Source organism: Sporosarcina luteola (assembly GCF_023715585.1).
GTDB classification, from domain to species: Bacteria; Bacillota; Bacilli; order Bacillales_A; family Planococcaceae; genus Sporosarcina; species Sporosarcina luteola_D.
In genome coordinates this window covers 1,965,313-1,991,994 of sequence record NZ_JAMBOK010000001.1, presented here as the reverse complement: position 1 = coordinate 1,991,994, position 26,682 = coordinate 1,965,313, and the positions used below count along the sequence as shown (strand labels likewise).

31 protein-coding genes, 2 riboswitches and 1 other annotated feature are annotated in these 26,682 nt (G+C 44.5%); of the genes, 18 read left to right on the top strand and 13 right to left on the bottom strand.

The genetic code is table 11. The features are described 5' to 3' along the window. Positions 1-304 precede the first annotated feature (304 nt). On the top strand, positions 305-745 hold the full coding sequence (locus tag M3193_RS09805; protein ID WP_251626929.1) for an NUDIX domain-containing protein: 441 nt from the start codon (positions 305-307) through the stop codon (positions 743-745). A gap of 204 nt (positions 746-949) precedes the next feature. Here M3193_RS09805 and M3193_RS09800 read toward each other — a convergent pair whose 3' ends face one another. After that, the gene (locus tag M3193_RS09800; RefSeq protein WP_251626927.1) at positions 950-1,180 is read right to left on the bottom strand and encodes a DUF2187 family protein; all 231 of its coding nucleotides are present in this window, start codon (positions 1,178-1,180) and stop codon (positions 950-952) included. 241 nt (positions 1,181-1,421) lie between these two features. Between M3193_RS09800 and M3193_RS09795 the strand changes: the two genes are divergently transcribed. The 7 genes from M3193_RS09795 to M3193_RS09765 all read left to right on the top strand — a co-directional run bounded on the left by M3193_RS09795 (position 1,422) and on the right by M3193_RS09765 (position 5,602). Further along, a complete protein-coding gene (locus tag M3193_RS09795) occupies positions 1,422-1,685 on the top strand; it encodes a metal-sensitive transcriptional regulator (RefSeq protein ID WP_251626919.1) in 264 nt (87 codons plus the stop codon). Positions 1,686-1,761: 76 nt separating this feature from the next. After that, the gene (locus M3193_RS09790; RefSeq protein WP_285851872.1) at positions 1,762-2,241 is read left to right on the top strand and encodes a DsrE/DsrF/DrsH-like family protein; all 480 of its coding nucleotides are present in this window, start codon (positions 1,762-1,764) and stop codon (positions 2,239-2,241) included. Positions 2,242-2,258: 17 nt separating this feature from the next. Beyond that, the gene (locus M3193_RS09785) at positions 2,259-2,555 is read left to right on the top strand and encodes a rhodanese-like domain-containing protein (RefSeq protein ID WP_251626918.1); all 297 of its coding nucleotides are present in this window, start codon (positions 2,259-2,261) and stop codon (positions 2,553-2,555) included. A gap of 44 nt (positions 2,556-2,599) precedes the next feature. Continuing rightward, positions 2,600-3,169 (top strand): sulfurtransferase TusA family protein, encoded by a 570-nt coding sequence (locus M3193_RS09780; protein ID WP_251626916.1) that lies wholly within the window; start codon positions 2,600-2,602, stop codon positions 3,167-3,169. A gap of 29 nt (positions 3,170-3,198) precedes the next feature. Next, positions 3,199-4,326 (top strand): MBL fold metallo-hydrolase, encoded by a 1,128-nt coding sequence (locus tag M3193_RS09775; RefSeq protein ID WP_251626913.1) that lies wholly within the window; start codon positions 3,199-3,201, stop codon positions 4,324-4,326. Between the two features lie 26 nt (positions 4,327-4,352). Beyond that, the gene (locus tag M3193_RS09770) at positions 4,353-4,580 is read left to right on the top strand and encodes a sulfurtransferase TusA family protein (protein WP_251626912.1); all 228 of its coding nucleotides are present in this window, start codon (positions 4,353-4,355) and stop codon (positions 4,578-4,580) included. Positions 4,581-4,828: 248 nt separating this feature from the next. Then, positions 4,829-5,602 carry a sulfite exporter TauE/SafE family protein gene (locus M3193_RS09765; protein WP_251626911.1) on the top strand — a complete coding sequence of 258 codons (774 nt, stop codon included), beginning with the start codon at positions 4,829-4,831 and terminating at the stop codon, positions 5,600-5,602. Between the two features lie 75 nt (positions 5,603-5,677). On the opposite strand, the gene M3193_RS09760 is transcribed toward M3193_RS09765, so the two are convergent. Continuing rightward, positions 5,678-6,313, bottom strand: coding sequence for a glycerol-3-phosphate acyltransferase (locus tag M3193_RS09760; protein WP_353056382.1), 636 nt, complete (start codon positions 6,311-6,313; stop codon positions 5,678-5,680). A 579-nt stretch (positions 6,314-6,892) separates the two neighbouring features. Continuing rightward, a riboswitch (SAM riboswitch) is annotated at positions 6,893-7,008 on the top strand. 121 nt (positions 7,009-7,129) lie between these two features. Between M3193_RS09760 and M3193_RS09755 the strand changes: the two genes are divergently transcribed. Together M3193_RS09755 and M3193_RS09750 are read left to right on the top strand one after the other, a co-directional pair. Continuing rightward, the gene (locus M3193_RS09755) at positions 7,130-8,428 is read left to right on the top strand and encodes an O-acetylhomoserine aminocarboxypropyltransferase/cysteine synthase family protein (protein WP_251626909.1); all 1,299 of its coding nucleotides are present in this window, start codon (positions 7,130-7,132) and stop codon (positions 8,426-8,428) included. A 280-nt stretch (positions 8,429-8,708) separates the two neighbouring features. Continuing rightward, positions 8,709-9,695 (top strand): homoserine dehydrogenase, encoded by a 987-nt coding sequence (locus M3193_RS09750; RefSeq protein ID WP_251626907.1) that lies wholly within the window; start codon positions 8,709-8,711, stop codon positions 9,693-9,695. A 52-nt stretch (positions 9,696-9,747) separates the two neighbouring features. On the opposite strand, the gene M3193_RS09745 is transcribed toward M3193_RS09750, so the two are convergent. The 3 genes from M3193_RS09745 to M3193_RS09735 form a co-directional block, all read right to left on the bottom strand. Then, positions 9,748-11,265, bottom strand: coding sequence for a glycine betaine uptake BCCT transporter (locus M3193_RS09745; protein ID WP_251626900.1), 1,518 nt, complete (start codon positions 11,263-11,265; stop codon positions 9,748-9,750). A gap of 266 nt (positions 11,266-11,531) precedes the next feature. Continuing rightward, positions 11,532-11,762 (bottom strand): helix-turn-helix domain-containing protein, encoded by a 231-nt coding sequence (locus tag M3193_RS09740; RefSeq protein ID WP_251626899.1) that lies wholly within the window; start codon positions 11,760-11,762, stop codon positions 11,532-11,534. 47 nt (positions 11,763-11,809) lie between these two features. After that, complete coding sequence (locus tag M3193_RS09735) at positions 11,810-12,295, bottom strand: QueT transporter family protein (RefSeq protein ID WP_251626897.1); 486 nt, start codon at positions 12,293-12,295, stop codon at positions 11,810-11,812. A gap of 6 nt (positions 12,296-12,301) precedes the next feature. Further along, positions 12,302-12,347: riboswitch (PreQ1 riboswitch) on the bottom strand. Positions 12,348-12,635: 288 nt separating this feature from the next. Here M3193_RS09735 and M3193_RS09730 point away from each other — a divergent pair. Together M3193_RS09730 and M3193_RS09725 are read left to right on the top strand one after the other, a co-directional pair. Continuing rightward, on the top strand, positions 12,636-13,049 hold the full coding sequence (locus M3193_RS09730) for an SRPBCC family protein (protein WP_251626895.1): 414 nt from the start codon (positions 12,636-12,638) through the stop codon (positions 13,047-13,049). Positions 13,050-13,116: 67 nt separating this feature from the next. After that, complete coding sequence (locus M3193_RS09725; protein WP_251626893.1) at positions 13,117-13,995, top strand: DMT family transporter; 879 nt, start codon at positions 13,117-13,119, stop codon at positions 13,993-13,995. A 173-nt stretch (positions 13,996-14,168) separates the two neighbouring features. Here the strand turns inward: M3193_RS09725 and M3193_RS09720 are convergent, their stop codons facing one another. The 5 genes from M3193_RS09720 to M3193_RS09700 form a co-directional block, all read right to left on the bottom strand. After that, positions 14,169-15,059, bottom strand: a complete 891-nt coding sequence (locus M3193_RS09720; RefSeq protein WP_251626891.1) for a CPBP family intramembrane glutamic endopeptidase — start codon at positions 15,057-15,059, stop codon at positions 14,169-14,171. A 43-nt stretch (positions 15,060-15,102) separates the two neighbouring features. After that, the gene (locus M3193_RS09715; protein ID WP_251626889.1) at positions 15,103-15,666 is read right to left on the bottom strand and encodes a hypothetical protein; all 564 of its coding nucleotides are present in this window, start codon (positions 15,664-15,666) and stop codon (positions 15,103-15,105) included. Beyond that, complete coding sequence (locus tag M3193_RS09710) at positions 15,659-16,516, bottom strand: hypothetical protein (protein WP_251626887.1); 858 nt, start codon at positions 16,514-16,516, stop codon at positions 15,659-15,661. The genes M3193_RS09715 and M3193_RS09710 overlap by 8 nt, the downstream gene beginning before the upstream one ends. Before the next feature lie 263 nt (positions 16,517-16,779). Then, positions 16,780-18,426, bottom strand: a complete 1,647-nt coding sequence (gene metG / locus M3193_RS09705; protein ID WP_251626884.1) for a methionine--tRNA ligase — start codon at positions 18,424-18,426, stop codon at positions 16,780-16,782. A 53-nt stretch (positions 18,427-18,479) separates the two neighbouring features. Next, positions 18,480-18,737: a binding site (T-box leader), on the bottom strand. A 53-nt stretch (positions 18,738-18,790) separates the two neighbouring features. Next, positions 18,791-18,970: a hypothetical protein gene (locus M3193_RS09700; RefSeq protein ID WP_251626882.1), complete on the bottom strand. Its 180-nt coding sequence runs from the start codon at positions 18,968-18,970 to the stop codon at positions 18,791-18,793. A 289-nt stretch (positions 18,971-19,259) separates the two neighbouring features. Here M3193_RS09700 and M3193_RS09695 point away from each other — a divergent pair, with 289 nt between their 5' ends. From M3193_RS09695 to M3193_RS09685, 3 genes are read left to right on the top strand one after another with little or no spacing between them, the layout of a single operon-like run. Continuing rightward, a complete protein-coding gene (locus M3193_RS09695; protein WP_251626880.1) occupies positions 19,260-19,949 on the top strand; it encodes a response regulator transcription factor in 690 nt (229 codons plus the stop codon). Next, positions 19,927-20,106, top strand: a complete 180-nt coding sequence (locus tag M3193_RS09690) for a hypothetical protein (protein WP_251626878.1) — start codon at positions 19,927-19,929, stop codon at positions 20,104-20,106. The genes M3193_RS09695 and M3193_RS09690 overlap by 23 nt, the downstream gene beginning before the upstream one ends. Continuing rightward, positions 20,106-22,319 (top strand): sensor histidine kinase, encoded by a 2,214-nt coding sequence (locus M3193_RS09685; protein WP_251626876.1) that lies wholly within the window; start codon positions 20,106-20,108, stop codon positions 22,317-22,319. The genes M3193_RS09690 and M3193_RS09685 overlap by 1 nt, the downstream gene beginning before the upstream one ends. Before the next feature lie 195 nt (positions 22,320-22,514). Here the strand turns inward: M3193_RS09685 and M3193_RS09680 are convergent, their stop codons facing one another. Further along, positions 22,515-22,895 (bottom strand): hypothetical protein, encoded by a 381-nt coding sequence (locus M3193_RS09680; RefSeq protein ID WP_251626874.1) that lies wholly within the window; start codon positions 22,893-22,895, stop codon positions 22,515-22,517. 177 nt (positions 22,896-23,072) lie between these two features. On the opposite strand from M3193_RS09680, the gene M3193_RS09675 reads away from it, so the two are divergent. Then, the gene (locus M3193_RS09675; RefSeq protein WP_251626872.1) at positions 23,073-24,107 is read left to right on the top strand and encodes a potassium channel family protein; all 1,035 of its coding nucleotides are present in this window, start codon (positions 23,073-23,075) and stop codon (positions 24,105-24,107) included. On the opposite strand, the gene M3193_RS09670 is transcribed toward M3193_RS09675, so the two are convergent. Next, positions 24,076-24,726 (bottom strand): CPBP family intramembrane glutamic endopeptidase, encoded by a 651-nt coding sequence (locus tag M3193_RS09670; RefSeq protein ID WP_251626870.1) that lies wholly within the window; start codon positions 24,724-24,726, stop codon positions 24,076-24,078. The genes M3193_RS09675 and M3193_RS09670 overlap by 32 nt on opposite strands. A gap of 187 nt (positions 24,727-24,913) precedes the next feature. Here M3193_RS09670 and M3193_RS09665 point away from each other — a divergent pair, with 187 nt between their 5' ends. Continuing rightward, positions 24,914-25,249 carry a hypothetical protein gene (locus M3193_RS09665; RefSeq protein WP_251626864.1) on the top strand — a complete coding sequence of 112 codons (336 nt, stop codon included), beginning with the start codon at positions 24,914-24,916 and terminating at the stop codon, positions 25,247-25,249. A gap of 78 nt (positions 25,250-25,327) precedes the next feature. Further along, on the top strand, positions 25,328-25,792 hold the full coding sequence (locus M3193_RS09660) for a DinB family protein (RefSeq protein ID WP_251626861.1): 465 nt from the start codon (positions 25,328-25,330) through the stop codon (positions 25,790-25,792). A gap of 52 nt (positions 25,793-25,844) precedes the next feature. On the opposite strand, the gene M3193_RS09655 is transcribed toward M3193_RS09660, so the two are convergent. Continuing rightward, a complete protein-coding gene (locus M3193_RS09655) occupies positions 25,845-26,681 on the bottom strand; it encodes a TetR/AcrR family transcriptional regulator (protein WP_251626859.1) in 837 nt (278 codons plus the stop codon). Between the last annotated feature and the right edge of the window lies 1 nt (position 26,682).

The window sequence follows — 26,682 nt, the reverse complement described above, 5'->3', positions numbered from 1 at the left end:
AGAACGATATTGATTACTTCGGAAATTCGGTGATTGCTCAAGGGAAAGGCAATAAGAAGAGGGGAAAGACGAGAATCTATGTTGAACTTAGTGGGGAATGATGGTGTGATCTTTATAATATGTAGTTTGTGAATTACCTTATATGTTAGAATTGAGTGATTGATTCAGTTGTAATCCAACCAAATACTTTGGTTTTGAATAAATATGCAAAGTACAACTAACTGGGGGCTAATCTTGAACAAAGGTAAGTCAGCTCCTCAATATTGAAGAATCGGGCCAAATTCTTGAAGAAAGGAGTTTAGACTTGAAAAAAATTGATGATGTCAAAGCTGGAGTTGCTGTAATTATTTTGAACGAGGAGAATCAAGTTTTATTGCAAAAAAGAGCTGATGTTGGCTTATGGGGAATTCCTTCTGGACATGTGGAAATTGGTGAAACAGTGTCTGAAGCAGTCATGAGAGAAGTAAAAGAAGAGACTAATTTAGATGTAAGAATTCAAAAGCTGATTGGTGTTTATTCCGATCCTGCTTCACAAGTTTTCAATTATCCCAATGGCAAGGTAGTGCATTTTATAACGACTTGTTTTCTTGCTGAAATTATAGGTGGGGAACTTACATGTAATTCAGATGAATCGCTTGAAATTAAGTTTTTTGGACAGGACAACTTACCAGAAGATTTGTTAACAATGCACCCTCAATGGTTAGAGGATGCTCTCTCAAAAAAGGAAGCGGCATTTATTCGCTGAATAATATTCTAGAATTGGGGCTTGTGCAGCTAGCAATTTACCAGAATGGATTTCAAGAATAACTTACATAAACCTCCTCCATCGGTGTAATTACAGATAAGTACTAAAATAAAGAGTGGATAATGGGCGCGATTGCCGCATAAGAAGAAGTAAAACCAAAAGAAAAAGGGCACTCCTGAGGTGGAGATGCCCCTTTTAATATGATTAATCAACTGAGTAGTTCTTATGAGAAACAACGGTGAGGTTAGATGCGACACCAATACGATCGGCGTCGTCCTCCGAAATTTTAACGATGACTGAGTTTTCGAGAATCTTATGAATCGTTCCGTTCACCTCATAATCATTGCGAACGAATGAAATCTCCTCATCGATATGACGAGCTGCGACAAAATCTGAAACAGGTTTCTCCCTGCGTGGAAATGCCAAACGAATCACTCCTACTGTTTATTCTCATCATCATTCCTAATGAAAAACTGCTTAGGTGCATCCTAAGCAATTGAAATCATGATGGAAAACAACTAGTTGAAACCGATCCCTATCAAGTTGTCTATAACTAGTATACCATAAATTGTCGAACTTTGCAGAATCCTGAATCGGTGAAGCATAGTCACTTGACATTATACCTAGAGGGGTATAGAATCAGATTTGTAACCAAGGACAAAGGAGCTGAACGTACGTGCATTACGATGAAAAAGTCGTAAACCGATTAAAAAGGATCGAAGGCCAGATTAAAGGTATTTTACGGATGATTGAAGAAGGAAAAGACTGCAAAGAAGTCGTCACTCAATTGTCAGCTTCCCGTTCGGCGATTGATCGTACGATAGGCGTCATTGTCAGCTCAAATATCATTTCATGCATGCAGAATGTTGATGAAAATAATCCGATGTCTCAAGAGGAGATTGTAAAAGAAGCAGTCAATCTCCTAGTAAAGAGTCGCTAACAGTTGACTCTTTTCTTTTATCGGTTTATTATACCCATAGGGGTAAAGGTATTATAAAAAGAGAGGATGAGTTAGATTGTCGGAAACGAAAAAGACGACCATTGTTTTGTTCAGTGGTGACTACGATAAAGCGATGGCTGCTTATATCATTGCGAATGGAGCTGCGGCTTATGACCATGAAGTGACGATTTTCCATACGTTTTGGGGGTTGAATGCACTTCGGAAAGAGGACCAGGTTCCCGTGCAGAAAGGTTTTTTGGAAAAGATGTTCGGCAAAATGATGCCGCGTGGTGCTGATAAGATGGGACTCTCAAAAATGAATATGGCGGGGATGGGTCCTAAAATGATTAAGCATGTCATGAAAAAGCATAATGCGATGACACTTCCCCAATTGATTGATATGGCAAAAGAACAAGACATCAAACTTGTCGCTTGTACAATGACGATGGATTTATTAGGTCTTGATCAAACGGAGTTGCTGGACGGCGTTGACTATGCGGGCGTAGCAGCTTATTTAGCTGATGCACAAGACGGCAATGTGAATTTATTTATTTAATTATAGGAGGAATTAAAATGAATGAAGTGACAGCAAAAGAAATCGAAGCAAAACTATCCACCGGGCAACCGCTTACTCTTATAGATGTCCGGGAAGTGGATGAAGTCGCTGAAGGTAAAATTCCCGGCGCAATTAATATCCCGCTTGGTTTGTTGGAATTCCGTATGAATGAATTGGATAAAAATATTGAATACACAATGGTTTGCCGTTCAGGAGGACGCAGCGGACAGGCGACGAAGTTCTTGGAGAGTTACGGATACAGAGCTGTGAACATGGCAGGCGGCATGTTGGCTTGGGAAGGTCCAACTGAGTAATTTTTATTCAAAAATATACCCCTAGGGGCATAAGAGGTGACGAAATGATACAGGCAGATCTTATAGTCGATGCGAAAGGTTTGGCGTGTCCCATGCCGATCGTTAAAACAAAAAAAGCGATGAAAGAGTTGGAACAAGGGAGCGTCATGGAAGTCCAGGCAACCGACAAAGGCTCTACAGCAGATATAAAAGCTTGGGCAGAAAGTTCAGGCCATCAATATTTAGGGACAACTGAAAAGGATGGCATGCTGGCACATTATTTACGAAAGTCGGACGGCCAAGAGAAAGAGGAAATGAGCCATCCTCATGTGGCTTCAAACGAAGAATTGGAAACGGCTCTATCAAACCGGGCAGAAGTAATCGTATTGGATGTGCGTGAGGCGGCGGAATTTGCTTTCGGTCATATTCCAGGCGCGCAATCACTTCCGCTCGGTGAAATTGATATTGCATTGAGTGATTTGGATAAAGAAGCATCTATTTACGTTGTTTGCCGGTCGGGGAGCCGAAGTGATATGGCGTCACAAAAGCTTTCAGCTGCAGGGTTCAAAGACGTGAAAAATGTCGTACCTGGCATGAGTGGATGGAACGGTCCCATTGAAAAATCCGTTCAATAACTAACTTGACTAGACAGGAGGAAATAATCATGATAGTTACACCTATTACTGCTGGAGAAGTCGCAAAAAAAGTGATTAATAAAGAGAATTTCTTTATTTTAGACGTTCGTAATGAAGATGCTTTTACGGATTGGAAAATTGAAGGAGAAAGTATTCAATACATGAATATTCCATATTTCGATTTAATCGACGGAGTGGAAGAAATACTCGATCAAATTCCGACAGATAAAGAAGTTATCGTCGTCTGTGCGAAGGAAGGTTCTTCTATATTTGTAGCAGAAATGATTGCTGAAGAGGGGCGCGATGTTTCCTATTTGCAAGGCGGCATGAAGGCATGGAGCGAACATTTGGAACCTGTGAAAGTTGGAGACTTAAAGGATGGCGGCGCAATTTATCAATTCGTGCGCATCGGAAAAGGTTGCCTCTCATACATGATCGTGTCGAATGGAGAAGCTGTAATCGTGGATGCAACAAGAATGACCGATGTATTCATTGATTTTGCAAAACAATTGGACGTGAAGATTACGAATGTCCTTGATACACATCTTCACGCAGACCATATTTCAGGTGGACGAAAAATTGCCGAAGCCGTGAATGGAACGTACTGGCTGCCGCCAAAAGATGCAACAGAAGTGACGTTTGATTATGAACCGTTGGAAGATGGCCGTGTCATTACAGTCGGAACGTCGAAAATCGATATTCAAGCGCTTTATTCGCCAGGTCACACGATTGGCTCCACATCGTTTATTGTGGACAACGCTTATTTATTGTCAGGAGATATTTTATTCATCGACTCGATTGGGCGTCCGGATCTCGCCGGATTGGCTGAAGATTGGGTAGGCGATCTGCGGGAAACTCTGTATAGCCGTTACCGTGGGTTAGCGGAGGATCTACTCGTTCTTCCAGCACACTTCATGATAATCGAAGAGTTGAATGAAGATGGAAGCGTATCTGAGAAATTAGGAAAGCTTTTTGCGAATAACCATGGTTTAAACATTGAGGATGAACAAGAGTTCCGTCAAATGGTGACAGGAAACTTGCCGCCTCAACCAAACGCTTACCAAGAAATCCGTCAAATGAACATGGGTAAAATCGCCCCTGACGAGGAAACACAGCGTGAAATGGAAATCGGACCGAATCGTTGTGCAGTCCGGTAATGAATCATAAAAGGAGAAGATGAAAAATGAACGCAGCAAAAGTATTAGATGCAAAAGGGTTGGCTTGCCCAATGCCAGTAGTTCGTGCAAGAAAGACGATGAAAGAAATGGAGACAGGTGAAATCCTTGAAATCCAAACGACTGACAAAGGCTCTAGGGCTGACCTGACAGCATGGGCAAAATCCGGCGGCCACGAAATGATCGACCAAAAAGAAGATGCAGGCGTCTTCACGTTTTGGATCAAGAAAGGGTAATTGTAGGGTAGGGGGTATCTGAGCGGATACCCTCTTCCTAATTACGTCTAGCTTCGGGTGGAAGAAGGCTGCCTTAATTTCTGCAAAAACCGCAGAAATACGGCCAATCGAACCCTTCGCAGTTCGATTGGCTCGGGTCATAAGTCAGCCCTACTGCACGGCAAAGAACGCTGTTTTGTAGGTCAGCCTTATGCCCGTCGCCTCTAGGCAGGCGTCCTACGCATTTGTATTTAAGGAGGTTGAAACTTATGGATATGTCATTTCTTATCACAATTTTCCTCATCGGATTTGTAGGATCCTTCGTTTCCGGAATGGTCGGAATCGGCGGATCGATCATCAAATACCCGATGTTATTATACATTCCGCCATTACTTGGCATTGCCGCATTTTCTGCGCACGAAGTTTCAGGAATCAGTGCAATTCAAGTGTTTTTCGCGACAATTTCCGGTGTGTGGGCGTACCGGAAAGGCGGGTATCTCAATAAGACGTTAATCATCTACATGGGCGGCGCCATTTTAGTCGGAAGCTTCATCGGGGGGTACGGCTCCAACTTAATTTCAGAAGGAAGCATCAACCTTGTGTACGGAGTGTTGGCAACGATTGCGGCTCTCATGATGTTCATTCCAAAAAAAGGATTGGATGATATTCCTGCTGATGAGGTGGTTTTTAATAAATGGCTCGCAACCGTGCTTGCTTTCATCGTCGGTATTGCTGCTGGAATCGTCGGAGCCGCAGGAGCATTCATTTTAGTTCCGATCATGCTTGTCGTTTTGAAGATCCCGACCAGGATGACGATTGCGACATCGCTTGCAATAACATTCATCTCATCAATCGGTTCGACTGTAGGTAAAATTGTGACGGACCAAGTTCTCTACGGACCGGCAGCCGTCATGATTGTAGCCAGCATACTCGCCGCTCCAATAGGGGCAAAAGTGGGGCAGAAGATGAATACGAAAGTATTGCAGGGCATACTGGCGGTGTTGATTTTAGGGACCGCTGTGAAGATTTGGCTGGATTTTTGATTGTTAAAGGGCAATCTCACGCATAACAGCTCACAACTTGCGTATAACTATACCAGATCGAAAAAAACAGAAGCCTCATTCCGAGTGCTTCTGTTTTTTCTTGAATGATGTGCGAATACGTGGCTCAGTCCCTTTGCGGATCCGCTTGAAGTTTTCGATATGCTTCCAGATTGCCATCAAGAAAAGTAAAGTGGCAATTACTATTGGCCAATAGCCATCTAACCAAACGGCCATAACCAATAAAGTGATGTATAACATGATAACGCCAAAGACAAGAATATCAGATAGGATGGCCACTAGAATGAATAGAATGAACCCGGCAAGTCCAAACCGCCAGTCAATCGCTAATAACACACCGATTACAGTAGCAGTTCCTTTCCCTCCGTTGAATTTCATATGGAACGGGAAGTTATGGCCGAAAATAACAGCAGCTCCGACGACAAATAATAACAAGGTGGTGGATTCCCCCGGCATACCAAAATGTCCGGCAAGTAATCTTACAGCAATGACTGCGAAGACGCCTTTGCCAATATCAATTAATGCAACAAGCGCACCATACCGTTTCCCGAGTACAATCATCGCATTCGATGCCCCCGCATTTTTAACCCCGGTTTCTTTCAAATTAACCCCCGATATCCAGCGTGCGACAGTCGATCCGTGCAGGCAACCGACCAAATATCCACAAACTATGGTGGCTAACACCCATAACATCATATAAATCCCCCACGATACATAGATTACGTTATCCTTCGCCTAAAGCGGACCGGCGACCGCCTAAACCGACTTTCTAACCGCCTAAAGCAGTCCGGCGACCGCCTAAACCGACGCTCCAACCGCCTAAAGCAGCCCGGCGACCGCCTAAACTCACGATCCAACCGCCTAAAACAGACCGGCGACCGCCTAAACCGACGTTTCAACCGCCTAAAGCAGTCCGGCGACCGCCTAAACTGACGATCCAACCGCCTAAAGCAGCCCGGCGACCGCCTAAACCGATGCTCCAACCGCCTAAAGCAGCCCGGCGACCGCCTAAACTGACAATCCAACCGCCTAAAACAGCCCGGCGAACGCCTAAACTGACGATCCAACCGCCTAAAGCAGTTCAGCGATCACCTAAAAGAGCGCAGCATGCGGCTTAATCTTGCTCAGCGCCCAGCCCGTCTAGTCCAATTACTAAAACTATTATAACATCGAAGATAAAGCGCAAGTTTCAGAAAAAAATAAATTCACCCCTTGACTTTTAAAAAATAGTCTCCTATACTGTTCAACAAGATGAAAAACTGAATAACCAAACTCTTATCAAGAGCGGCGGAGGGACTAGGCCCTGCGATGCCCGGCAACCGGCAAGTGACGAACTTGCAAAGGTGCTACTTCCTACAGATTCGTGCAAACGGTCTGAAAGATAAGAGGAGGAATAAGCGAAAGCGTAACCCTTCTCTTAGCGAAAGGGGTTATTTTTTTATTCCCAAAACCCCCAACGCCTCCGCATTGCACCATTTTCATCTTAAAAAACCACTGGAGGTAATGACAATGACAAACAAAGCACTTCAACCAGAAACTCTTCTCTTACACGGAGGGCAAAAGCCGGATCCGATTACCGGTTCCCGTGCTGTGCCGATCCACCGTACTACTGCATTCGTCTTCCGCGACACTGAACATGCCCAAAACCTATTCGGCCTGCAGGAAGCAGGCAATATTTACACAAGAATTACGAACCCGACCGTTGCTGTCTTTGAAGAAAGGGTTGCGCTTTTAGAAGGTGGAGCTGCTGCAGTCGCTCTTTCTTCCGGAATGGCTGCTATCGCCTTTTCCATTTTGAACATTGCAGGTGCAGGTGACGAAATCGTCGCTGCCGGCAATCTTTACGGCGGTACGTATAATCTATTCGCCGTCACGCTTCCTCGCTACGGTATCAATGTGAAATTTGTGGACGCGGAGAACCCTGAAAACTTCCGTGCCGCGATTACGGATAAAACGAAAGCAATCTTCGCTGAAACGATTGGGAACCCGAGCCTTCAAGTGCTCGATATCGAAGCGGTCGCAAACATTGCGCATGAAAATGAAATCCCATTCCTCATCGATAACACATTCGCATCCCCATACGGATCGAATCCAATCGAGTTTGGGGCGGACGTCGTCATTCATTCCGCAACGAAGTGGATTGGCGGCCACGGAACGACTATCGGTGGCGTCGTTGTTGACGCAGGGAAATTCGACTGGACGAGAGGCAAGTTCCCGGGCTTCACGGAGCCGGATGAAACGTATAACGGCCTTCGCTATGGAGTCGATACGGCGGGAGCTGCATTTGCGACGAAGCTCCGTGTCCAATTGCTGCGCGACTTCGGGCCTTGCCTGGATCCCGACAGTGCATTCAACTTCCTTCAAGGGCTGGAGACGCTCCATTTGCGTGTGACACGCCATAACGAAAACGCCGTGAAAGTCGCTGAATTCCTACAGGCTCATCCGTCTGTGGAGTGGGTGACATACACTGGATTGGAAGATCACCCGACGTATGAAAATGCCAAGAAATATTTGAAAAACGGATTTGGCTCCATCATCGTCTTCGGCATTAAAGGCGGCCGTGACGCTGGACGGAGAGTGATTGACAATATTACGCTGTGGTCGCATGTTGCAAACGTGGGGGATGCAAAATCGCTAATCATCCACCCAGCATCGACGACACATCAGCAATTGTCTGCGGAAGACTTGAAAAAGACAGGAACGCCGGAGGAATTGATCCGTCTGTCTGTCGGACTTGAGTCTACGGAAGATATTATTGCAGACCTTAAGCAGGCAATCGAGAAAGCTGCACCGGTAGCCGTTAGATAAGGCACGTCATTACTAACATCTAGCTGCGGGCGCCTGGAAGGATGCCTTAATTTCTGCAAAAATCGTAGAAATACGGCAAATCGAACCCTTCGCAGTTCGATTCGCTCGGGTCATAAGTCGAAGCTGCTGTGTGGCAAAAAGCGCCACTTCGCATCTTCACCTTATGCCTGAGGCCGGCAGGAGGCCGGTCATGCAGTCGTTGCCACAGGACGTGGCGAACTTAGACTGCGAACATCTACTAAGCAGACGCCCTCCGCTTTAGATTAGAAAGGGTGGTTCAATGCCGTCAATTAAAGTGGCCATACTTGGTTTTGGTACGGTCGGTGAAGGTGTTTATAGAATCCTGCAGGAGAAGCGGGAAGAGATTAAAATAAGCACTGGCTTCACCGTTGATGTCGTATCCATCCTTGTGAAAGACAAGGCAAAAGAACGCCTGCCGATTACAGGCGCGAATTATACAGATGATATACAGGACATATTGGGGAATCCCGAAATCGATGTCGTTTTTGAAGCGATTGTTGGGGAAGAACCTGCTTATACGTATTTGTCGGATGCGATTGAGAAGGGCTGTCACATCATCACTGCGAACAAAAAGATGTTCGCTAAACATGGCCCTGCGTTACTGAAGCATGCAGAGTTCCGCGATGTTAAAGTCGGATTCGAAGCAACAACTGCTGGCGGTGTCCCGATCATCCGGACAGTGTCCAATCTTCTTATAGGCGACCGCATCAAACGGATCCAAGGCATTTTAAATGGGACGTCAAATTTCATTTTGACGAAAATGCGCGATGAAGGATTTTCATTTAAATCTGCGCTCTCACTTGCACAGCAAAGCGGTTATGCGGAAGCAGATCCTGCGGATGACGTTAATGGGACGGACGCCTTCCGAAAGCTGATGATATTGAGCACGCTCGCGTTCGGTCGACAACCGGATTGGGAGGATGTACCGGTTGTTGGAATCGATCATCTTGAGTCTGCCGATAGTAATGACGCATCGAAAGTCGACCTCCGTTATCGTCACGTGGCGGATATATGGGAGGACGAGAAAGGGAAGCTGCAAGCGACTGTCGGGCCGGTCTTGATTGGCGCTGATCACCCGCTGTTCAACATAGACGGGGTCGACAATGCAGTTATTGTAGATACCGAATACCTCGGCTCGTTGACATTAGTAGGTCCCGGAGCAGGAATGTATCCAACAGGAAGTGCGATGATTGCAGATCTGCTGCATATTATTCGTCAACACGAAGCGGTCTTAGTGCCGAATTGAAAAAGTGGAGGAGGAATCATTGGATTCCGTCCTCCACTTTTTTCCATGCTATTTAAATGGTATCTTTCGCTTTTCTTCTCCTCGGCCGTTCACTCTTTGGCAGTTCGCTCTGCAAGGCTTTAATTAGAGAAACGATCATGAGCAGTATGATGAAAGAGAATGGCAAGGCGGCAATGATGATTGTATTTTGCAGTGCTGTCAATCCGTTTACAGACAGCAAAATGATTGCAATTGCAGACTGGATGACACCCCATATGATTTTTACGCTATTCGGCGGAGTCAATGAACCGTATGTGGACTGCATGCCTAACACAAATGTCGCCGAATCTGCGGAAGTGATGAAAAACGATGCAATTAACAGAACTGCGACAATGGAAATGATGAACGATAAAGGCATCGCATGGAACATTTCAAAAATCGTCAATTCAGTGTCTGTTTTCGCTAAGTCTGCAATTCCTTTACGCTGCATGTTAATGGCAGTCGTTCCGAAAGCTGAAAACCAGATAGCGCTCAAAACGGTTGGTGCCAACATGACAACGACCATGAACTCTCTGATTGTCCTGCCCTTTGATACCCTCGCAATGAACATGCTGACGAATGGTGCCCAGGAAATCCACCAAGCCCAATAGAAGATCGTCCAACCTTCCAGCCACTCACGATGAGCGTTATTCAACGGTGCAGTCCGGAAACTCATCGAAACGAGGTTGGCGAGATAGCCTCCAATGGAATCGGTGAAAACATTGAATATGAGCAACGTCGGTCCTAAGATGAGGACGAAACCTAATAGGGCGAGTGCAAGTATCAGGTTTGTGTTCGATAAGTATTTGATTCCTTTGCTAAGCCCCGACCAGGCAGACATGACAAAGAGGACTGTAACGACCGCAATAATGATCAGTTGTGAAGTGAATCCGATTGAAAAACCAAATAGATAATTCAAGCCTGCGTTAATTTGAACAGCACCGAAGCCGAGAGAAGTGGCAACGCCAAAAGCTGTTGCAAATACGGCAAGTACATCTACGAGGACGCCCCATGGCCCCTCCATTTTTTTACCGAAAATCGGCTTCAATGTTGCTGAAATTAAACCTGGCTCCCCTTTACGGAATTGGAAATATGCAAGAGCAAGTCCGACGATCCCGTACATGGCCCATACATGCAATCCCCAATGGAAGAATGTTTGTCGCATTGCTTCTTTAAATGCAGCATCAGTATTCGGCTCCGCTGTTGCGGGATTGATGGCATAGTGGGATAGCGGTTCTGCTGCCCCGTAGAAGACTAACCCGATTCCCATCCCCGCAGAGAAAAGCATGGCAATCCATGTGATCGTCGAAAACGATGCACGGTCTTCATCTTTTCCTAATCGTACTTTGCCGAATGGGCTAAAAATGAAGAATAGGCTAAGCACAAGCAAAAATGAGAGCAGAAGCATGTAATACCATCCGAACGAGGATGATACGAAGGATTTGATGGAATTTGTGACGGCTTCAAAACTCTCCGCCGCAATCACTCCATACCCAACTGCCAATATGATCAGTGCGATTGTTATATAAAATACATTTGATATTTTTCGCATGTTTCCCCCTATGAATAATGGATTGTTGAAACGACTACACACTATACCAATCATGTAGCGGGAAAGCAAAGGAAGTGAAAATGTAAACACTTACACGGAAAGCTCATTTAATTTTTTTATTAATACGTGTAAAATGCATCCTAATAGTACCCAGTAGAAATAATAAGAAGCTTCCAAATTGGCAATTCAACTTGGATTGAATAAAAAAATTGTGTCTTTTAGACTACGGCGCATCCCTGATTTCAGTTTACCCTTTACAGATGTTTTTAATCCTCATCCTTAATATCCCGATCGGGAGGAAGAGGTTCATTTAAATATTCATCGATTTGTTTTTTTAACGTTTCAAGCTCGTTGAAATAATTATCGAACTGGCTTTGATTGATGAAGAATTGTTCGCCGTCGTGGATGGAACGGATTCGTCCCTCCCATACGTATTTTTGAACTTGTTGGATTGGCATACTCAAATATTCTGCTGTTTCTTCAATTGTCATATACATAAAAAACTCTCCTTCCATTTAAAAAAAGAGGCGACAAATCGCCTCTTTTAAATCAGTTTTTCAAACTGCAGCCTTTTATTCAAAGCACCCATAACTGGAATGCCGATTGCCATAACCACAAATTCACCGACCGCAACGAAAAGCCATGTCAACAAGAAAGGAAATTCCAGCATGATGTTCAATTCCCATGCGATGAGGAACATCGTGAACGTGAACACCATTGTATTGAAAAACATCCGTCGGTAAAGCCCTTTGATGAACTTCGCGGAAAAGATTGTAATCGATAGAGCGAGTACAGATTGCCCGACACCGAATACAAGATCGATTGGACCAAGCTCCGAAAAGAGCATATTGGCAATAAAAACACCCAATACGACGCCGACGATGTATTTTTTATTAAACACTACAAGATGATTGAACATCTCCGATAAGCGGAACTGGATATTTGTGAACCCGAATGGGGCAATCAGAAACGTCACAGCAACATACAACGCAGCGATAATACCGCTCGTTGCCATCGTTTTTACTTTCATATTCATTTCTCCTTAGTTTTTTTAACGTGGGATGGTTACGAACCACGCGGCAAAAAGCCTACATTATAGTGTATCACTGTAAATTTGATCGTTCAATAGTTTTTTCACTTGGAAGCGGTGGATGTGACAGAGCAATATGAGGCTCATTAACGTGAGAAAGGTTTTCGAAAAACTGTGAAAAGATAGCGTTCATACTAAAAAGTTTACGCTTTAATTCGGTTTCGCAAGGGTCCATTCTTCCCCGTCCGATCCGTTAATGAACATTCGAATATAAGGCACGCTTTATATGGTAAACTGTAAATAATATGAAGCAATCACACGAAAAAGAGGAGGAAATCGCATGACGAATGAAATAAGAAAAACCATTATAATAGAGGCTGCCGTAGAAAATGTCTGGCCGTCCGTCTCGACAGCTGAAGGAATCGGTGCATGGTTCATGCCGAATGATATGGAACCGATTGAAGGGAAGGAATTTGTCTTGCAGGCGGGTCCATGGGGCAACTCAGCCTGTAAAGTGACTGAAGTCCAAGCGCCGAACCGTTTATCATTCGACTGGGGGAAGGATTGGCAAGTCCATTTTGACTTGAAGGCAATCGATGGCCAAACTGAATTAACCTTCATTCATGCCGGTTGGGAAGACGGCAAGCAGACCGAGTTCGGTGAATCGCATGACGTCGTTCGTCCCCGCATGTCCGAAGGCTGGGATGGGCTCTTGGCGAAGCTGAAAAAAACGGTCGAATCAACAGCTGAATAATTGTGATAATTCATACACCCTCCTTCGATATCATGATATATTCAATACATCGGGGGAGGGGATTTCTTTGTCACAACGCATTGCATTCATAGTTGTCCTAGTAGGAGCGGTGCTGTGGGGAACGACAGGAACTGCGCAAACATTCATGCCGCAAACGGTTCACCCACTGGCAGTTGGCGCCTCAAGGCTTGCGGTCGGCGGTTTCACGTTGCTCATTATCATGCTTATTCTTCGGAAAATCGATTTTCGGAACTGGCCGTGGAAAGCGACCATTCTTTCCGCACTGGCGATGGCGATTTTCCAGTATTGCTTTTTCACATCGATTCGATTGACTGGCATCGCCATCGGTACGGTGGTGGCGATCGGAAGTGCACCGATGTTTTCCGGGCTTATCGAATGGCTATCCCTCAAGATACGCCCGTCGAAAATATGGCTTACGGCAACTTCACTTGCAATTGTCGGATGTATTTTATTGTTTTCGAATAAAGAAGGGTTGGTCGTCAATCCGGTAGGCGTCTCGCTATCTCTATTCGCCGGACTCTTATTTGCCTCCTATACTTTATTCAACAAGGAGGTATTGGAGAAAGCAGATGCGATTCCTTCAGTAGCTGTCATTTTCTCAGTGAGCGCAATTATGCTCATGCCGTTTCTGTTCATCTTCGAAACAGAAGGGTTGGTAACCGTGCCCGGTATATCGACAATGATCTATCTTGGCATCGCGACGACAAGTGTGGCATACATTCTGTTTTCCACCGGCTTGCGGCATATCCCATCATCATCCGCGGTGACGCTTTCACTTGCCGAACCGCTCACTGCCGCGATTTTAAGCGTGATCGTTGTAGGGGAAAGGCTGGATTTTGTTTCATGGTCAGGAATCGCGCTCCTTTTAGGCGGAATCCTCGTTCTAACGCTCAGCGGACGAAAAGAAGAGGCTGCCATTAGCTAGGCAGCCTCAAGGTTTTATTCACCCATAAAGCATTATAACAGCGCATACATCATTCCAAACACGCATAAAATGACGCCGAAGCTCATAAATCGCTAAAATCGCTCATAAATCTGCAAAATCGCGCATAAACTCCTGTAATCACGAATAAATCGCAGCAAATACGCATAACTTCTTTACTCCGCCTTCATCCTCACATACAGCCTCGTCGCAAAAAATCCTAGAATGATTAACAACGTCGCTAATAAGCCGCCTTCCAATCCGAACGCTCCGCCAGTCAGCCATGCATTTCCTTCTTCCACCGAGACATTATAGATTCCATGTGGCGTCGTTCCGCTGACAGCAAACCCGAAAACGTTCCCTTGAAAGTAGTTCCACGTAATATGATAGCCAATCGGCAGCCACAAGCTCTTCGTCGCGTCAAACATATAGGCGAATAAAATGCCGACCAATGCGATATTGACCAAACCCAATACGCTGACATTCGTATTTGTGCCATGCACCAAACTGAAAATGACAGCAGAGGCGACGTAGACGAGCCATTTGGGATTCCCGCGGCGTTCCATCGTCGTCATGACATACCCTCTGAAAAACATCTCTTCAAAAAAGCCGACAAGAATGAAGAGTATAAGAAATGACAATGAATAGACCGTGAACTCAGGTGTCGTGAATGAATTGAGCAATGCCACATTACCGGAAGCGTATAGAAGAAAGAAAATGATGGCGATCGATACTGCTCCGAGCAAGAGGCCGAACCCTAAATCTTTCAACGGACCCCTGAATCCCAACTCTTTCAACGTCCCTTTATTGACAAAGCGCCATAATAATACCGTCGCAAGTATTCCGCCGACCGTCCCGCCGCCTTGGGTCAAAAGGAAAATCCACGGATGCCTGTCGAATGCAGCTTCGAAATCCATATCGTACTTCCCGTCTTGAAACGGGAAATCAGCGATCGCCAGCAAAACCCCTCCGGGTAACGCAAAAATCTGCTGCGTAATGAACATCGCGAAGATCGCTAAAAAGATGAGCCATCCAGCGCGAATTTGATTTGAATCGTTCTTGAACAAATGATAACCCCCTATGATGCTTACTTTATGCGTGAAATAAGTTTCAAATGAACGTATCTACCCGAAGTTGTTCCGGGCTGACACGTCGGATGGCTCCGATTAAAAGTAGAAACAGAATATCCATTATGACAACAGCAACTGCCGAAACTAATGAAGTAAGCGCGATCCAATCATCTCCCGGCATATTCATTGAAAAGGACAGGATTGCCAATGTGATGAGATGGACGGCAACATAGAATGTAAATGTCGTTTTCGTACGACGTTGCAATGCCTGATCGCCAAATGTCTTTACGACTTCTGTCAATAAAACAAATAAGTAATACGCGGTGATCAATTTGAAAGCTGAAAGAGACATTGCGTAGGTAGTCCAGCCGGTTGACAGTGCCGGGTCAGAGAGGTTCACAAAAACAGAAGGCACAGAAACAAGCATGCCAATTAATCCGATGTTCATCGTCTTTTTGGCCTTCGGATAGGCATCAACGAGCCTGGAGCAGCCAGCGAAAATCAAATAATAACCGATAGGATCCATCAGTATATCGATCATGACGTGGAGTCGAAAGAAAATGAGAAAGTATCCCCAAAACATATAACGCAATGCTTTATTCAACTGAACCCCTCCCTGTCTTTGCCTCAATAACTCGATTCACGTCGTCCTGTGTCAAATATGGCACCGAATTGTAATGGGCATAGTTCGTAAAGGGTTTTCCCTTCTCCGTTGTTCCGGATATACGTATGGCAAATTCGTAAGGGTTCACAAAACTTTTTTCTTTTAAGTTCATTTTCAAAGTCACAGATTTATCCTTCTCTAAATGAATTGGAAGCTTGATGGAATCCAGAGGTTGCTCCGTTTGTTTTCCGCTGATCGTGAAGTTGAACCGATTTTCAATCGACTCATTGAAAGGGAAGGCGATTTTCTCGATTGCCAACGGCACGGTTGCTCGGAGTGTATCCCAACTCGAGCCGTCACTGCTGCCTCCGCTAGATGGTTGCTCCAAAGCTCTAGTATCGTCATTCCCATAGTACCTCTTAGGATGGATGATCACTTCTCCGATGGATGCGGTTGATGATCTTCCGTCTGAATAAAACACTGCCATTTCGTTGAATGATTGTGCATCTTTTTTCTCATTGAATGTCCTTAATAAGACTGTAATGCTTCTTAAATCTTGATGTCTATATGTTTTAATTGCATGGGGGGCGGTAGTGCTTTCATAGAAAAAATCACCGTGCGGAAAGCCTTCGACATCACCTAATCTTATATAATTGATAGTCGAGTGATCATTTTTATTTGCAAGATAGTATAAGGTGACATAGTGATGGTCGTGTTCATCTGTCGTCGTTTCAATATAATGATCGAGAAAAATAGGCTCTACTAATTGCTTCGACTGTGCGTATAATGAATTCGCAATCCAGCTAATGGCAATAAGTCCGAGCGCCGCCCAAAAATAACGTTCCCTCATGTAATTCTCCCTTCCAACCTTTTCCTTTGTCAGTATATTGTCTCAAATCGACGGCGGGATTGCACCAATTATTTGGAGGAGGGAGTTTACCGCCGATTCTCGGCTGGTTACCACCGACTTGAGGAGTTATCACCGCTTAGGACAAGTTTATCACCGCCTCTTGGCCAGTTATCACCGACTTGACCACGTTTATCACCGATTCACTATAATCTGCCTCCAAATTCAAATGAAAAAACCTTCTCAAACTATGAGAAGGTCAGAACTCATTGTGCCCCTATCGATTTCTCCTTCAACCGTTCCAATTCCACATCAATCTGCCCGACATCAATCCGTTCAAACAGTGGTTTGACATGTGTCAATGTCAATTCACCAATTTTGATTTCCTTCCATTCAGGCTTCCGAAGTTTAAGCATCGCTTGCACGTCCTCACTCGAAAACGGAAGGAAAGGGGAGAGGAGTTGTGCCAGATTGGCAATGATGTATACACATGTTGCCATTGTTCGCCCGCAAGCTACTTCGTCCTCCTTTACCTGTACCCAAGGCTTTTCATCATCAAAGAATTTATTAGCCCGGCGAATGAACTCAAAAATCGTTTCGATCGCTTCTTTGAAGTGTCCTTCTTCAATTCGTTCGCCGACTTTAGAATAAAGCCCCACGACTAATTCCTTCAGACCCGAATTAATCTCTGCAACCGGCACAACCCCGTCATACGATTTTTCAATAAACTTCAACGTCCGGTTCACAAAATTTCCGTATGCGCCCAGCAACTCCGAGTTATGACTATAAATGAACTCGCGCCACGAGTAGTCAGCATCCCGGTTCTCGGGTGCATTCGCAGTCAGGAAATACCGTACCGAATCCGGATGATAACGTTCCAAAATATCCGGCACCCATACCGCCCAGTTTTGGCTCGTCGACAATTTCCGCTTTTCCAATGTCAAATATTCATTGGAAATGACACGGGTCGGCAATGCGTCTTCCTTTCCAATCCCCATAAGAATGGCAGGCCAAATGATTGTATGGAAGGGGATATTGTCTTTGCCGTGCACATAGTAGGAGACCGTTTCATCATTCCAAAACTCCTGAAAATCATCGCGGTTCAAAGCGGCCCATTCCTGGCTCGCGGAATAGTAGCCCGTCACCGCCTCAATCCATACATACACTTTTTTATCCTCATAGCCCCTGACAGGGATGCCGACGCCGTTCGCCAAATCTCGTGAAGCAGCCCGATCACGGAGCCCTTCCCGTAAATAGCGCTCAGACTGGTGAATCGCATTTTCACGCCATCTCCTTTCAGACTTGGCGCTAGAAATGTATTGTTCAAGTTCATTTTGAAAAGAGCTTAATTTGAAATAAAAATGCTCCGTCTTCCGTACGGTCGATTCATTCCCGCAAAGCTTGCATGTACGGTCCCTCAAATCTAGCGGATCTAAGATCGAACCGCAATTGTCGCACTGATCGCCTCGTGCACGACTTTCGCAGTGAGGGCAAATGCCTTCGACGAATCGATCTGGAAGAAAACGATCGTCAACCTCACAATACGTCTGTTCCACTTCTTTTTTGAAAATGAAACCGCGATCCAGCAACGTTAAAAATACATTGCGGACAACTTGATGATGAAATCTGCCATCTGTCCGCGTGTAAATGTCATATGAGAATCCCAATCTAGAAAAACAAACGATGAACTCCGTATGGTAACGATCTGCAATTTCCTTGACGGACACTCCTTCTGCATTCGCGCGGATCGAAATAGGCGTACCGTTGCAATCACTTCCTGAAGCATAAAGAACCTTTTCGCCTTTCAACCGGTAATACCTCGCCAAAATATCCCCCGGCAACAACGCCGCAATATGGCCAAGATGCAGCGATCCATTCGCATACGGCCAAGCCCCTCCAATAAAAACACTCATGTCATTTCCTCCTCTGAACAAAATAAAAAACCCCGCCCCTATCGATAAAAACCGATAAGGACGGGGTCAATAACCCGTGGTACCACCTTACTTCGCAACCAGTCCACACCGATTGCCTCCAAAAGTACGCGCTGAAAAAGCGTTATACTTCGGCGAGGATAACAAGTGCCGACTCGTCGCATCCTACTGGTCCGAAGACGTTCAGGGCGCGGCTCGAGGATCATGTTCAAAAGATTTGTCCGCTTCATTTCCACCATCAGAAGCTCTCTATGCGACATCCTCTTTTTACTTTTCCCTCTCATTGCCTTTAGTAAGATGTAGTTGAAATAATTATAGTCATTTTATTCAAAGAAATCAATAGTTTTCACCAATTCGTAGGCGGGCGCTTTTGGTCGTTCTTATCTTCATTTGTCTTGTTGTTCTTATTTTTCACATTGTCATTCTTCCCGATAACACCCATATCATCAGGACTGATGTCAAATCCGTATCCGAATTCCTCACGATCCAACGTATTTCCTTTTTTGATCTTCTTTTCTTTTGCCATGTCAATTCACCTCCCGATATATGGGAAGCATGGACTTTTTGGGTTGAATTATTACAAATGGGAGAAAAGCAGAGTGAGGTTGGGGCAAAATTTTGAGTTATCACCGTTCGGTATTAACTTATCACCGCTCAGGCCGACTTTATCACCGTTCAACCATTTATTAGGCGTTCCAAGGGAATTCTTAAGCTGATCAACCACCCATCTTAAGAATTTCTTCATAATTCCCCTCATCGAATGTTAAGATTTACCCACTACAATTGGTATCATAGAGGAAAGTGAGGTGCGGAAGATGGCGAAGTTCACAGTGCTCGTGGCGGATGATGATAAAGAGATCCGCGATGGAATTGAAATTTATTTAAAAAATGAAGGATACAATGTTTTGAAAGCAGCGGATGGAAAAGAGGCGCTCGACCTGCTCACCATAAATGAAGTTCATCTGCTTATCCTCGATATAATGATGCCCAATATGGATGGGATTACTGCGACATTTAAAATCCGGGAGGCGCAAAATATTCCGATCATTATGCTGAGTGCGAAGGCGGAGGATTCGGATAAGATTCATGGATTGTCGGTCGGCGCGGATGATTATGTGACGAAGCCATTCCACCCGCTTGAGCTGATGGCGCGCGTGAAGTCGCAGCTGCGCAGGTATGTCCAGTTCGGCACATACGATGGTCAGAAAAAGATTGAGATTGACGGTTTGGCGTTAGATGAGGACGCGAAAGAGTTATCGGTTGATGGGAAACCAGTGAAGCTGACGCCGATTGAATATAAGATTACGGAATTGCTTATGAAAAACGCGGGTCGTGTGTTTTCTATAAATGAGATTTACGAGCGAGTGTGGAATGAAGAAGCGTATAATGCGGAAAATATTGTGGCGGTCCACATCCGTAAAATACGCGAAAAAATCGAGGCGGATCCGAAAAATCCGAGATATGTAAAGGTGGTGTGGGGCATTGGCTACAAAATCGAAAAGTGATTGGGGCAATATATTTTCTTTGTTCTCCATCTGTATTGCAATTGTCAGCATCGGCTATTGTTTCCCCTACATCCTAGGGATTATCGAAAGTGGATGGGAAAGATCTTCACGGGCAATCGCCTATTTCACGCGCATCATTAGAGGGGGAACAGCTTGATGAAAAACAAAGTACTACTATTAATATGGTCAGCGCTCGTAACGCTTGTGTTGCTTTCCAGTCTTTCATTTGCGAGGCAGGGAACGGGACTGATTGGAAAGGATTTCTCCGATTTCGATGACTTCGCTTGGCGGCTAGATGAGTTTTACAACACAATCGGACCGACTGTGCTTAACCCGATTGATGAGGAAGAGGCGATGAAAAAGATTACCGTCTCAGACAATGAAATCGAAGATCATCGGACTCGCTACGGTACACTTTCAGACCAACTCTCCAATATCCATGACCAATACGCACAGAGGATAACAGATGCGAAAGAGGCCGGAAATGAAGTGTTGATGAATTCGTTGATCGAAGAACGGGACATGAAACTTGCGGATATCCGAAAAAACTTCGAGAGCGATGCCTATGTTGAGGCGAAAATTCGCAAAGAAAAAGAGAAAGCAATAGCCCAATATGTGAATGAAGTCCAAGCCAATTCATTTTCATTGCCGGTTGCCTATGAATTCACGGATGTTGAAACGGGGGAAAGGTTTTCTTCCGGAGATGTTTCAGTACCTACGATTTATAAAAAGCAATTTAATGCCGCAAAAGGTTATTTTAAAGCGAATTCATTACCAGGACATAACGGTTTAAATGAATGGATAAAGACTTCCATTTATCAAGAAGGTAAAGATAGTATGTTTCTGGATACAGAGGTTACAATAATGAATTCTGTGAAATCGTTTGAAGGCGTAGTCATCGTTCCGAAGACAGCCGTTGCAAAGGGCGGTGCTTTATATCCGCAGTATCAGGATTTCAATAAAGGAAAACTTGCCATGTACATATTTTGGCTGCTTGGCATTGCAGCACTCGCAACAGTGGTGACGGGCATGAAGTTTCAGAAGGAATGGGTGACAGGTACCGAGATTGCGGATAGGTATACCGATTTGAAAATCGATTTGAAGGCGGCTGCACTTTTACTGTCGGCGTTAATTTTCGTTGGATACATTGACAGCGAATCTTACAATCTGTTGAACCATTTTACGCACCATAGGCCGGAGAGATGGATTATTTGGCTAGGGACCTTCTTCATTGGTGGCGTCCTTATGACTGCCATACTTGCGTTCCAGCTTGTGAATAGTGTGGAACGATGGGAGAAAAAAGGGGTACTTGCAAGGGATATAAAAAACAGTTTCACACTCCAATTCCTTAAAGCGTGGCGTGAAATGTTCCTGAAAAGAACGATCGGCGTACAGTCATTCATTCTGCTTATCGGATTTTTCTTAGCGGGAATCGGATTCTTTGTCGGTATTATGAATGGGTCCTTATTCATCATCTACGCATTTTGCGTCATATTTCTTGGCCTGCCTGCCCTCTATATTTTCGTAAGGCGTTCTGCGTACTTGAACCGGATCATCGTAGCGACGGAAAAGATGGCAGCAGGACGCTTGAATGAAGATATCAAGGTCGAAGGCCGTTCACCACTTGCGGATCATGCGAAGAACTTGAACAATCTACGTGAAGGCGTACGGATTTCCATGACCGAGCAGGCGAAAAGCGAACGGTTGAAGACGGAATTGATCACAAATGTAAGCCATGATTTGCGAACGCCGTTGACATCGATCATCACATACACAGATCTATTGAAGGATGAAACGATTACACCGGAAGAACGCGCGAAATATGTCGATATACTTGATAAAAAATCGCAACGCCTTAAAACGCTTATCGAGGATTTATTCGAAGTGTCGAAAATGGCGAGTGGCAATCTGGAACTGCACAAGCAACGTGTCGATTTGACGCAATTGCTCCAGCAGGCGCTTGCGGAACATGCCGAAGAGATTGCCAACTCCGGTCTCGACTTCCGAACGGCACTGCCTGAAGACATGCTAATTGCCTATGTAGACGGCCAAAGATGGTGGCGAGTACTTGATAACCTGATCGTCAATGCGATCAAATATTCATTGCCGGGCACTCGCGTGTACGTCACACTCCGAAAAGTAGGGGAGTCCGCAGAGTTCGTCGTGAAGAACATAACGAAATACGAGCTTGGTGAAAATGTCGATGAACTGTTTGAACGTTTCAAGCGTGCGGATACATCACGTCATACTGACGGCTCGGGACTTGGATTAGCGATTGCACAATCAATTGTCGACATGCACGGTGGGACGATGAAAATTGATCTGGACGGAGATCTATTCAAAGTGACTGTGATTGTGCCGACAAAATAAACAATCCGCATGCATTGCCGAGAAATTGGCAGGTATGCGGATTTTCTAGTTATTATCATAGACGTCTTACTTCTTCCATCGTCATTTCCAAACTTAAATAAACTGACAGAATATCTTTCTTTTATTATTAACTCTTCCATCAAGCAGCTCACTAGAAGTGTCCTGGTTCTAATCGAATTAGCTGTGAACCATTTACTAAGGACTTGTGCTAAAAAGGAGCTCACCACTATCTTTAGCGGTCACATAATACACTAGCTCTTTTACCCACCCGTCAGTTCCCATAACACCACTGCCTGTTAATATGAAGTTTTCGGGATTTGAAGGTTTCATTGAATAAAAAAGGATGAACACTTTATCTGAGTCCTGATTTTCATGGCTATATTCGATACTATCAATTGTAAACGCTGAAATCTCTTTGTCTTTTTCCAATAAGTCATTCGCTTGTATTTCGACATCATCCAGAATTGTCCTGCTCGTTGAATCGACTTTATTTGTCTTTTCTTTATCGCTACTACAACCTATTAAAAACAAAGTGGGGAGTACAAAGATACAAAGGAATAAAATCCAGTTTCTCACGATAATACAGTCCTCCTATTAGCTTCTATTTGTGACATAGTACATTCTAACCGGTTGATTCAGTTAATTCTAACACTTAGGAAAGTAAAAAGCGCATATAACAACCGACTACAAAGGTTTACAAATCACCAACTAAAGGAATACAAAAAGAAAAACTTTTGCACGGAGGTGGCCGGTTTGTATAGCCGATGGATGGATTTGGACAGGCGATATAAGCGGGTCATTTTCTTGTTCGCTATAATGGTGTTGCTCCTTGTCCTGGCAACGGTCGGATTCATGTATTTTGAAGGTTTATCCCCATTTAATGCGTTTTGGATGACAATCATTTCAGTCATGACGATCGGTTATGGAGACATTTATCCGACGACGGAAGAAGGCCGTTGGTTTGCCCTGTTTCTTGTACCGCTAGGAGCGGGAATTGTGACGTATGCGTTAGGGATCGGGGCTTCCTATTTCATCGAACAGCAACTATCGAATAAAGTGTGGGTGAGAAGGATGGAGAAACAAATTGCCAATTTGGACGATCATATCATCGTCTGCGGTTTCGGGCGCGTCGGACGGCAAGTGTATAAGCAGCTGAAGGAGGAAAACGTCCAAGTTTTAGTCATTCATGAAAATGAAAGCGATCTGATGGAATTCGTCGAACCGGGTACTCTTCGTCTGATTGGCGACCCGACTGACAAAGCAGTCTTGCTGCAAGCACGTGTCGATAAAGCACGTGCACTTATCACCACTCTCTCCAATGACGCCGATAATGTATTCATCACTTTGACTGCAAAGAGCATCAATAAGGGTATTGTCATCTCCGCACGTGCGGAACGGGATGACTCGGAGGATATATTGGTAAAAGCGGGCGCAGATAGCGTCATAAACCCGTCTATCATCGGGGGCAGGGAGTTGGCGATGTCTATCATGAAACCGAACGGCACCGACTTCATCAATGATCTGATCCGTTCGGAAGAAAAAGAGTTCATGGTAGGCGAAGTTGCTCTGGATGATACGGAACCGTTTATCGGGATGACGATCGAGGACGCAAACCTGCAGAAACACTTTGAAATCACCCTCGTCGCGATTTTACGGCGGGAAGAACTGCTCAGCAATCCGGATTTGAGTGAAAAATTCCAGCAGGGAGATACGCTGATTGTCATCGGCAATCCGAAAAAAATCGAGAATTTCCGTGTTAATAAAAATAAAGGACATACACCCCGATAAATAATATGCCAAGATCCGCACACATATGGATGATCCAAGATGGCAGGATCGTGTTGCATTTTTCATTTACAAGCTGAAAGATCAGCCCGCCTGCCCAAAGTCCTCCAACCGCGAGCAGTAAAATCGGCAATGTAAACCATGGAAGGAAAATTGCGATATGGTAAATAGCGAAAAAGAATGGCGGCAGGATGAACCGCATTTTTGATTGGCCGAATAGGTTGGGAAGCAAACCGCGAAAAAAGAATTCCTCAATGACCGAGTTTCCGATCAAAATATATAGTGCGATGAACGGGAATACGGCAGGTGTAATGCCGGATTGCAGCAAATCTTCCCGCAAGGAAGCGATGTCGATGTGCGGTTGCAATAAAAGGAATGCACCGATGATGAGCGCCATTATTGATATTCCTAAAATGAAGGCAAGCTGAATGCTCTTTCGGTCAGCTTTCCGAAACCGGAGAAATGGAAACTTCGTCGCGCGGAAAAGCATCAAAGGGATTGCGAGAAATAGAATCACCTTCGCGACAGTTTTAACTCCATACGTTACACCGACACTTTGCTCAATCCATAACAACAACAAAATGCTAAGTATAGGAAAGACAACCCCGAACCATTTTTGCATACAATCACCTCGCGATTTTCTCCGTTACTTTCTATGTAACTTTGACGTGTAAAATAGGAAAATGTTTCATTTGCAAATTATTTTGAAAGAATAGGTTTGCGACTAAACGTCGACGGGTATAGATGATAACCACCTCTCGCCTTGCGAGGGATTTCCTTGTTTGATGAGAGAAAAAGGAGGAATCCATATGACGATCGTTGATGGTAAATATCCGAACAAAAAGGACTTGGAACCGAAAATCCTGCATCCTGGAAAAGGGGTAGGACCAACGTATGAATTGCCCTTAGCGGACCCTGCCGACTCGAACTTTACAAATGAATTCCGTAAAAATGCACAAGACGGAACAGGCATGGATGATCCATCCGCTTATAGCGAAAATAAACCATTTGCAAATGAATTCCAATTGATGGATAATGATATGTCTACGAAGGCACAGACGAATGAAAATCGGGAATTCAACAGCATGACCCGTGAAAAGTGGAACAGCCAAAAGAGAAACGACAAACCAATAGATTTCAAGTGAAGTGGACAACCGACAGCGGATGTCCGCTTTTCTTTTTTCATTTCCTTTTAGTATGATGAAGTAAAGGGGGAATTGAAATTGGCGACAATTGAACAATTGAAATTTGCAAGGATGTATACGATGGGGCGATTATCTAAGGCGAAGGAAGATGCGTGGGATAAGCAACCGACGGGGTTCAATAATACAATTCGTTGGAATGTCGGGCATATTTACATTTCACTGGAACAATTTGTAGCGAAGGTTCTGCCATCATATGAGCCACAGCACAATGAGTGGGATGCGTTTTTCGGAATGGGTACGAGCCCGGCAAAGTGGGAAGGACAAGTACCTTCGAAAGAGGAACTGCTTGCGGCTTTACAGGAGCAGATGCCGCGCGTTGTTGAAGCGTTGGAAGGCAATCTTGATCAAGTGCTGCCTGAACCGATTAAAATTGGCGACATGTTAACGATGGGAACAGTCGATGCGGTTATTCAATGCTCTGTATGGCATGAAGGTCTGCACGCAGGCGTCATCCATGGATTGAACCGGACCATCGGAGAATAATTAACGGCGAAAACGCTTTGAACAGCTTCAATAGCTGCCAAAGCGTTTTTGCTCACTTTATACCAAAATGCCTCCTCAGTAAATATGCGGCCCATTTGCAATGCGGATGTTGGCGGATATTCTCCAATAACCCCTTTACAATCGCCGGATGCTGTGATGGCTCCAACAGCTCATGCTTCAAGAGAATCAACGACTCTTTCTCGATTGAATCCTCCATATCCTCAATATTCTTTTCCACAATTTCAACAATCTGATCCAATGTGCGCTCTTCATTCAACGGCTGATCAATCATCTGAATCAATTCATCGGAAATGAAGGAAAGTGTCATGTTTTTAGCTAATAGATCCGTCTTTTCGACGAGGGATCGTGCGAGCAAATCCAAGTCGATCGGTAATTTATACAGCAGGAATAACTCGGAATAGGTGTTCATAAAGCCTTTAATACAAAATGCTAAATCATATTTTAAGTCATTGGCTTGTTCGCCATATAAGCGATCAATCATCGACAAAATCACTTTTTCGATAGATTTATTGTAATTATGGAGCTTTGTGAACAGCTCTTCATTGAATGATTGCGTCGGTTCCTTCATGAGGATCTTGGCAAAATCGGAATGTTTATTAAACGATTGAAATGTCGTGTAATAGAAATCATATAATAAATCGGCGTCATTCTGCTCGTGATTGACCACGTAGTCAATGTCGGCTGTGAACTGTCTCATAAAGTGATCGATCAACGCGACAATCAGTTCGTCTTTCGACTTGAACGATAAATAGAAAGCTCCTTTGGAAATTCCGCAATGGTCAGTTATTTGTTGGACAGATGTTGCTTCAAATCCTTGCTTTGCAAAGAGCTCCAAAGCTTTCTCCATAATTAGTTGTTTTTTTGCCATA

Excerpts from the sequence above, each read along its gene's own strand:
- M3193_RS09655 (WP_251626859.1), bottom strand. The coding sequence starts at position 26,681 with ATGGCAAAAAAACAACTAATTATGGAGAAAGCTTTGGAGCTCTTTGCA.
- M3193_RS09775 (WP_251626913.1), top strand. The coding sequence starts at position 3,199 with ATGATAGTTACACCTATTACTGCTGGAGAAGTCGCAAAAAAAGTGATT.
- M3193_RS09760 (WP_353056382.1), bottom strand. The coding sequence starts at position 6,313 with ATGTTATGGGTGTTAGCCACCATAGTTTGTGGATATTTGGTCGGTTGC.
- M3193_RS09770 (WP_251626912.1), top strand. The coding sequence starts at position 4,353 with ATGAACGCAGCAAAAGTATTAGATGCAAAAGGGTTGGCTTGCCCAATG.
- M3193_RS09785 (WP_251626918.1), top strand. The coding sequence starts at position 2,259 with ATGAATGAAGTGACAGCAAAAGAAATCGAAGCAAAACTATCCACCGGG.
- M3193_RS09755 (WP_251626909.1), top strand. The coding sequence starts at position 7,130 with ATGACAAACAAAGCACTTCAACCAGAAACTCTTCTCTTACACGGAGGG.
- M3193_RS09685 (WP_251626876.1), top strand. The coding sequence starts at position 20,106 with ATGAAAAACAAAGTACTACTATTAATATGGTCAGCGCTCGTAACGCTT.
- M3193_RS09665 (WP_251626864.1), top strand. The coding sequence starts at position 24,914 with ATGACGATCGTTGATGGTAAATATCCGAACAAAAAGGACTTGGAACCG.
- M3193_RS09670 (WP_251626870.1), bottom strand. The coding sequence starts at position 24,726 with ATGCAAAAATGGTTCGGGGTTGTCTTTCCTATACTTAGCATTTTGTTG.
- M3193_RS09765 (WP_251626911.1), top strand. The coding sequence starts at position 4,829 with ATGGATATGTCATTTCTTATCACAATTTTCCTCATCGGATTTGTAGGA.
- metG (WP_251626884.1), bottom strand. The coding sequence starts at position 18,426 with ATGAGTGTTTTTATTGGAGGGGCTTGGCCGTATGCGAATGGATCGCTG.
- M3193_RS09700 (WP_251626882.1), bottom strand. The coding sequence starts at position 18,970 with ATGGCAAAAGAAAAGAAGATCAAAAAAGGAAATACGTTGGATCGTGAG.
- M3193_RS09745 (WP_251626900.1), bottom strand. The coding sequence starts at position 11,265 with ATGCGAAAAATATCAAATGTATTTTATATAACAATCGCACTGATCATA.
- M3193_RS09710 (WP_251626887.1), bottom strand. The coding sequence starts at position 16,516 with ATGAGGGAACGTTATTTTTGGGCGGCGCTCGGACTTATTGCCATTAGC.
- M3193_RS09730 (WP_251626895.1), top strand. The coding sequence starts at position 12,636 with ATGACGAATGAAATAAGAAAAACCATTATAATAGAGGCTGCCGTAGAA.
- M3193_RS09780 (WP_251626916.1), top strand. The coding sequence starts at position 2,600 with ATGATACAGGCAGATCTTATAGTCGATGCGAAAGGTTTGGCGTGTCCC.
- M3193_RS09695 (WP_251626880.1), top strand. The coding sequence starts at position 19,260 with ATGGCGAAGTTCACAGTGCTCGTGGCGGATGATGATAAAGAGATCCGC.
- M3193_RS09740 (WP_251626899.1), bottom strand. The coding sequence starts at position 11,762 with ATGTATATGACAATTGAAGAAACAGCAGAATATTTGAGTATGCCAATC.
- M3193_RS09750 (WP_251626907.1), top strand. The coding sequence starts at position 8,709 with ATGCCGTCAATTAAAGTGGCCATACTTGGTTTTGGTACGGTCGGTGAA.
- M3193_RS09735 (WP_251626897.1), bottom strand. The coding sequence starts at position 12,295 with ATGAAAGTAAAAACGATGGCAACGAGCGGTATTATCGCTGCGTTGTAT.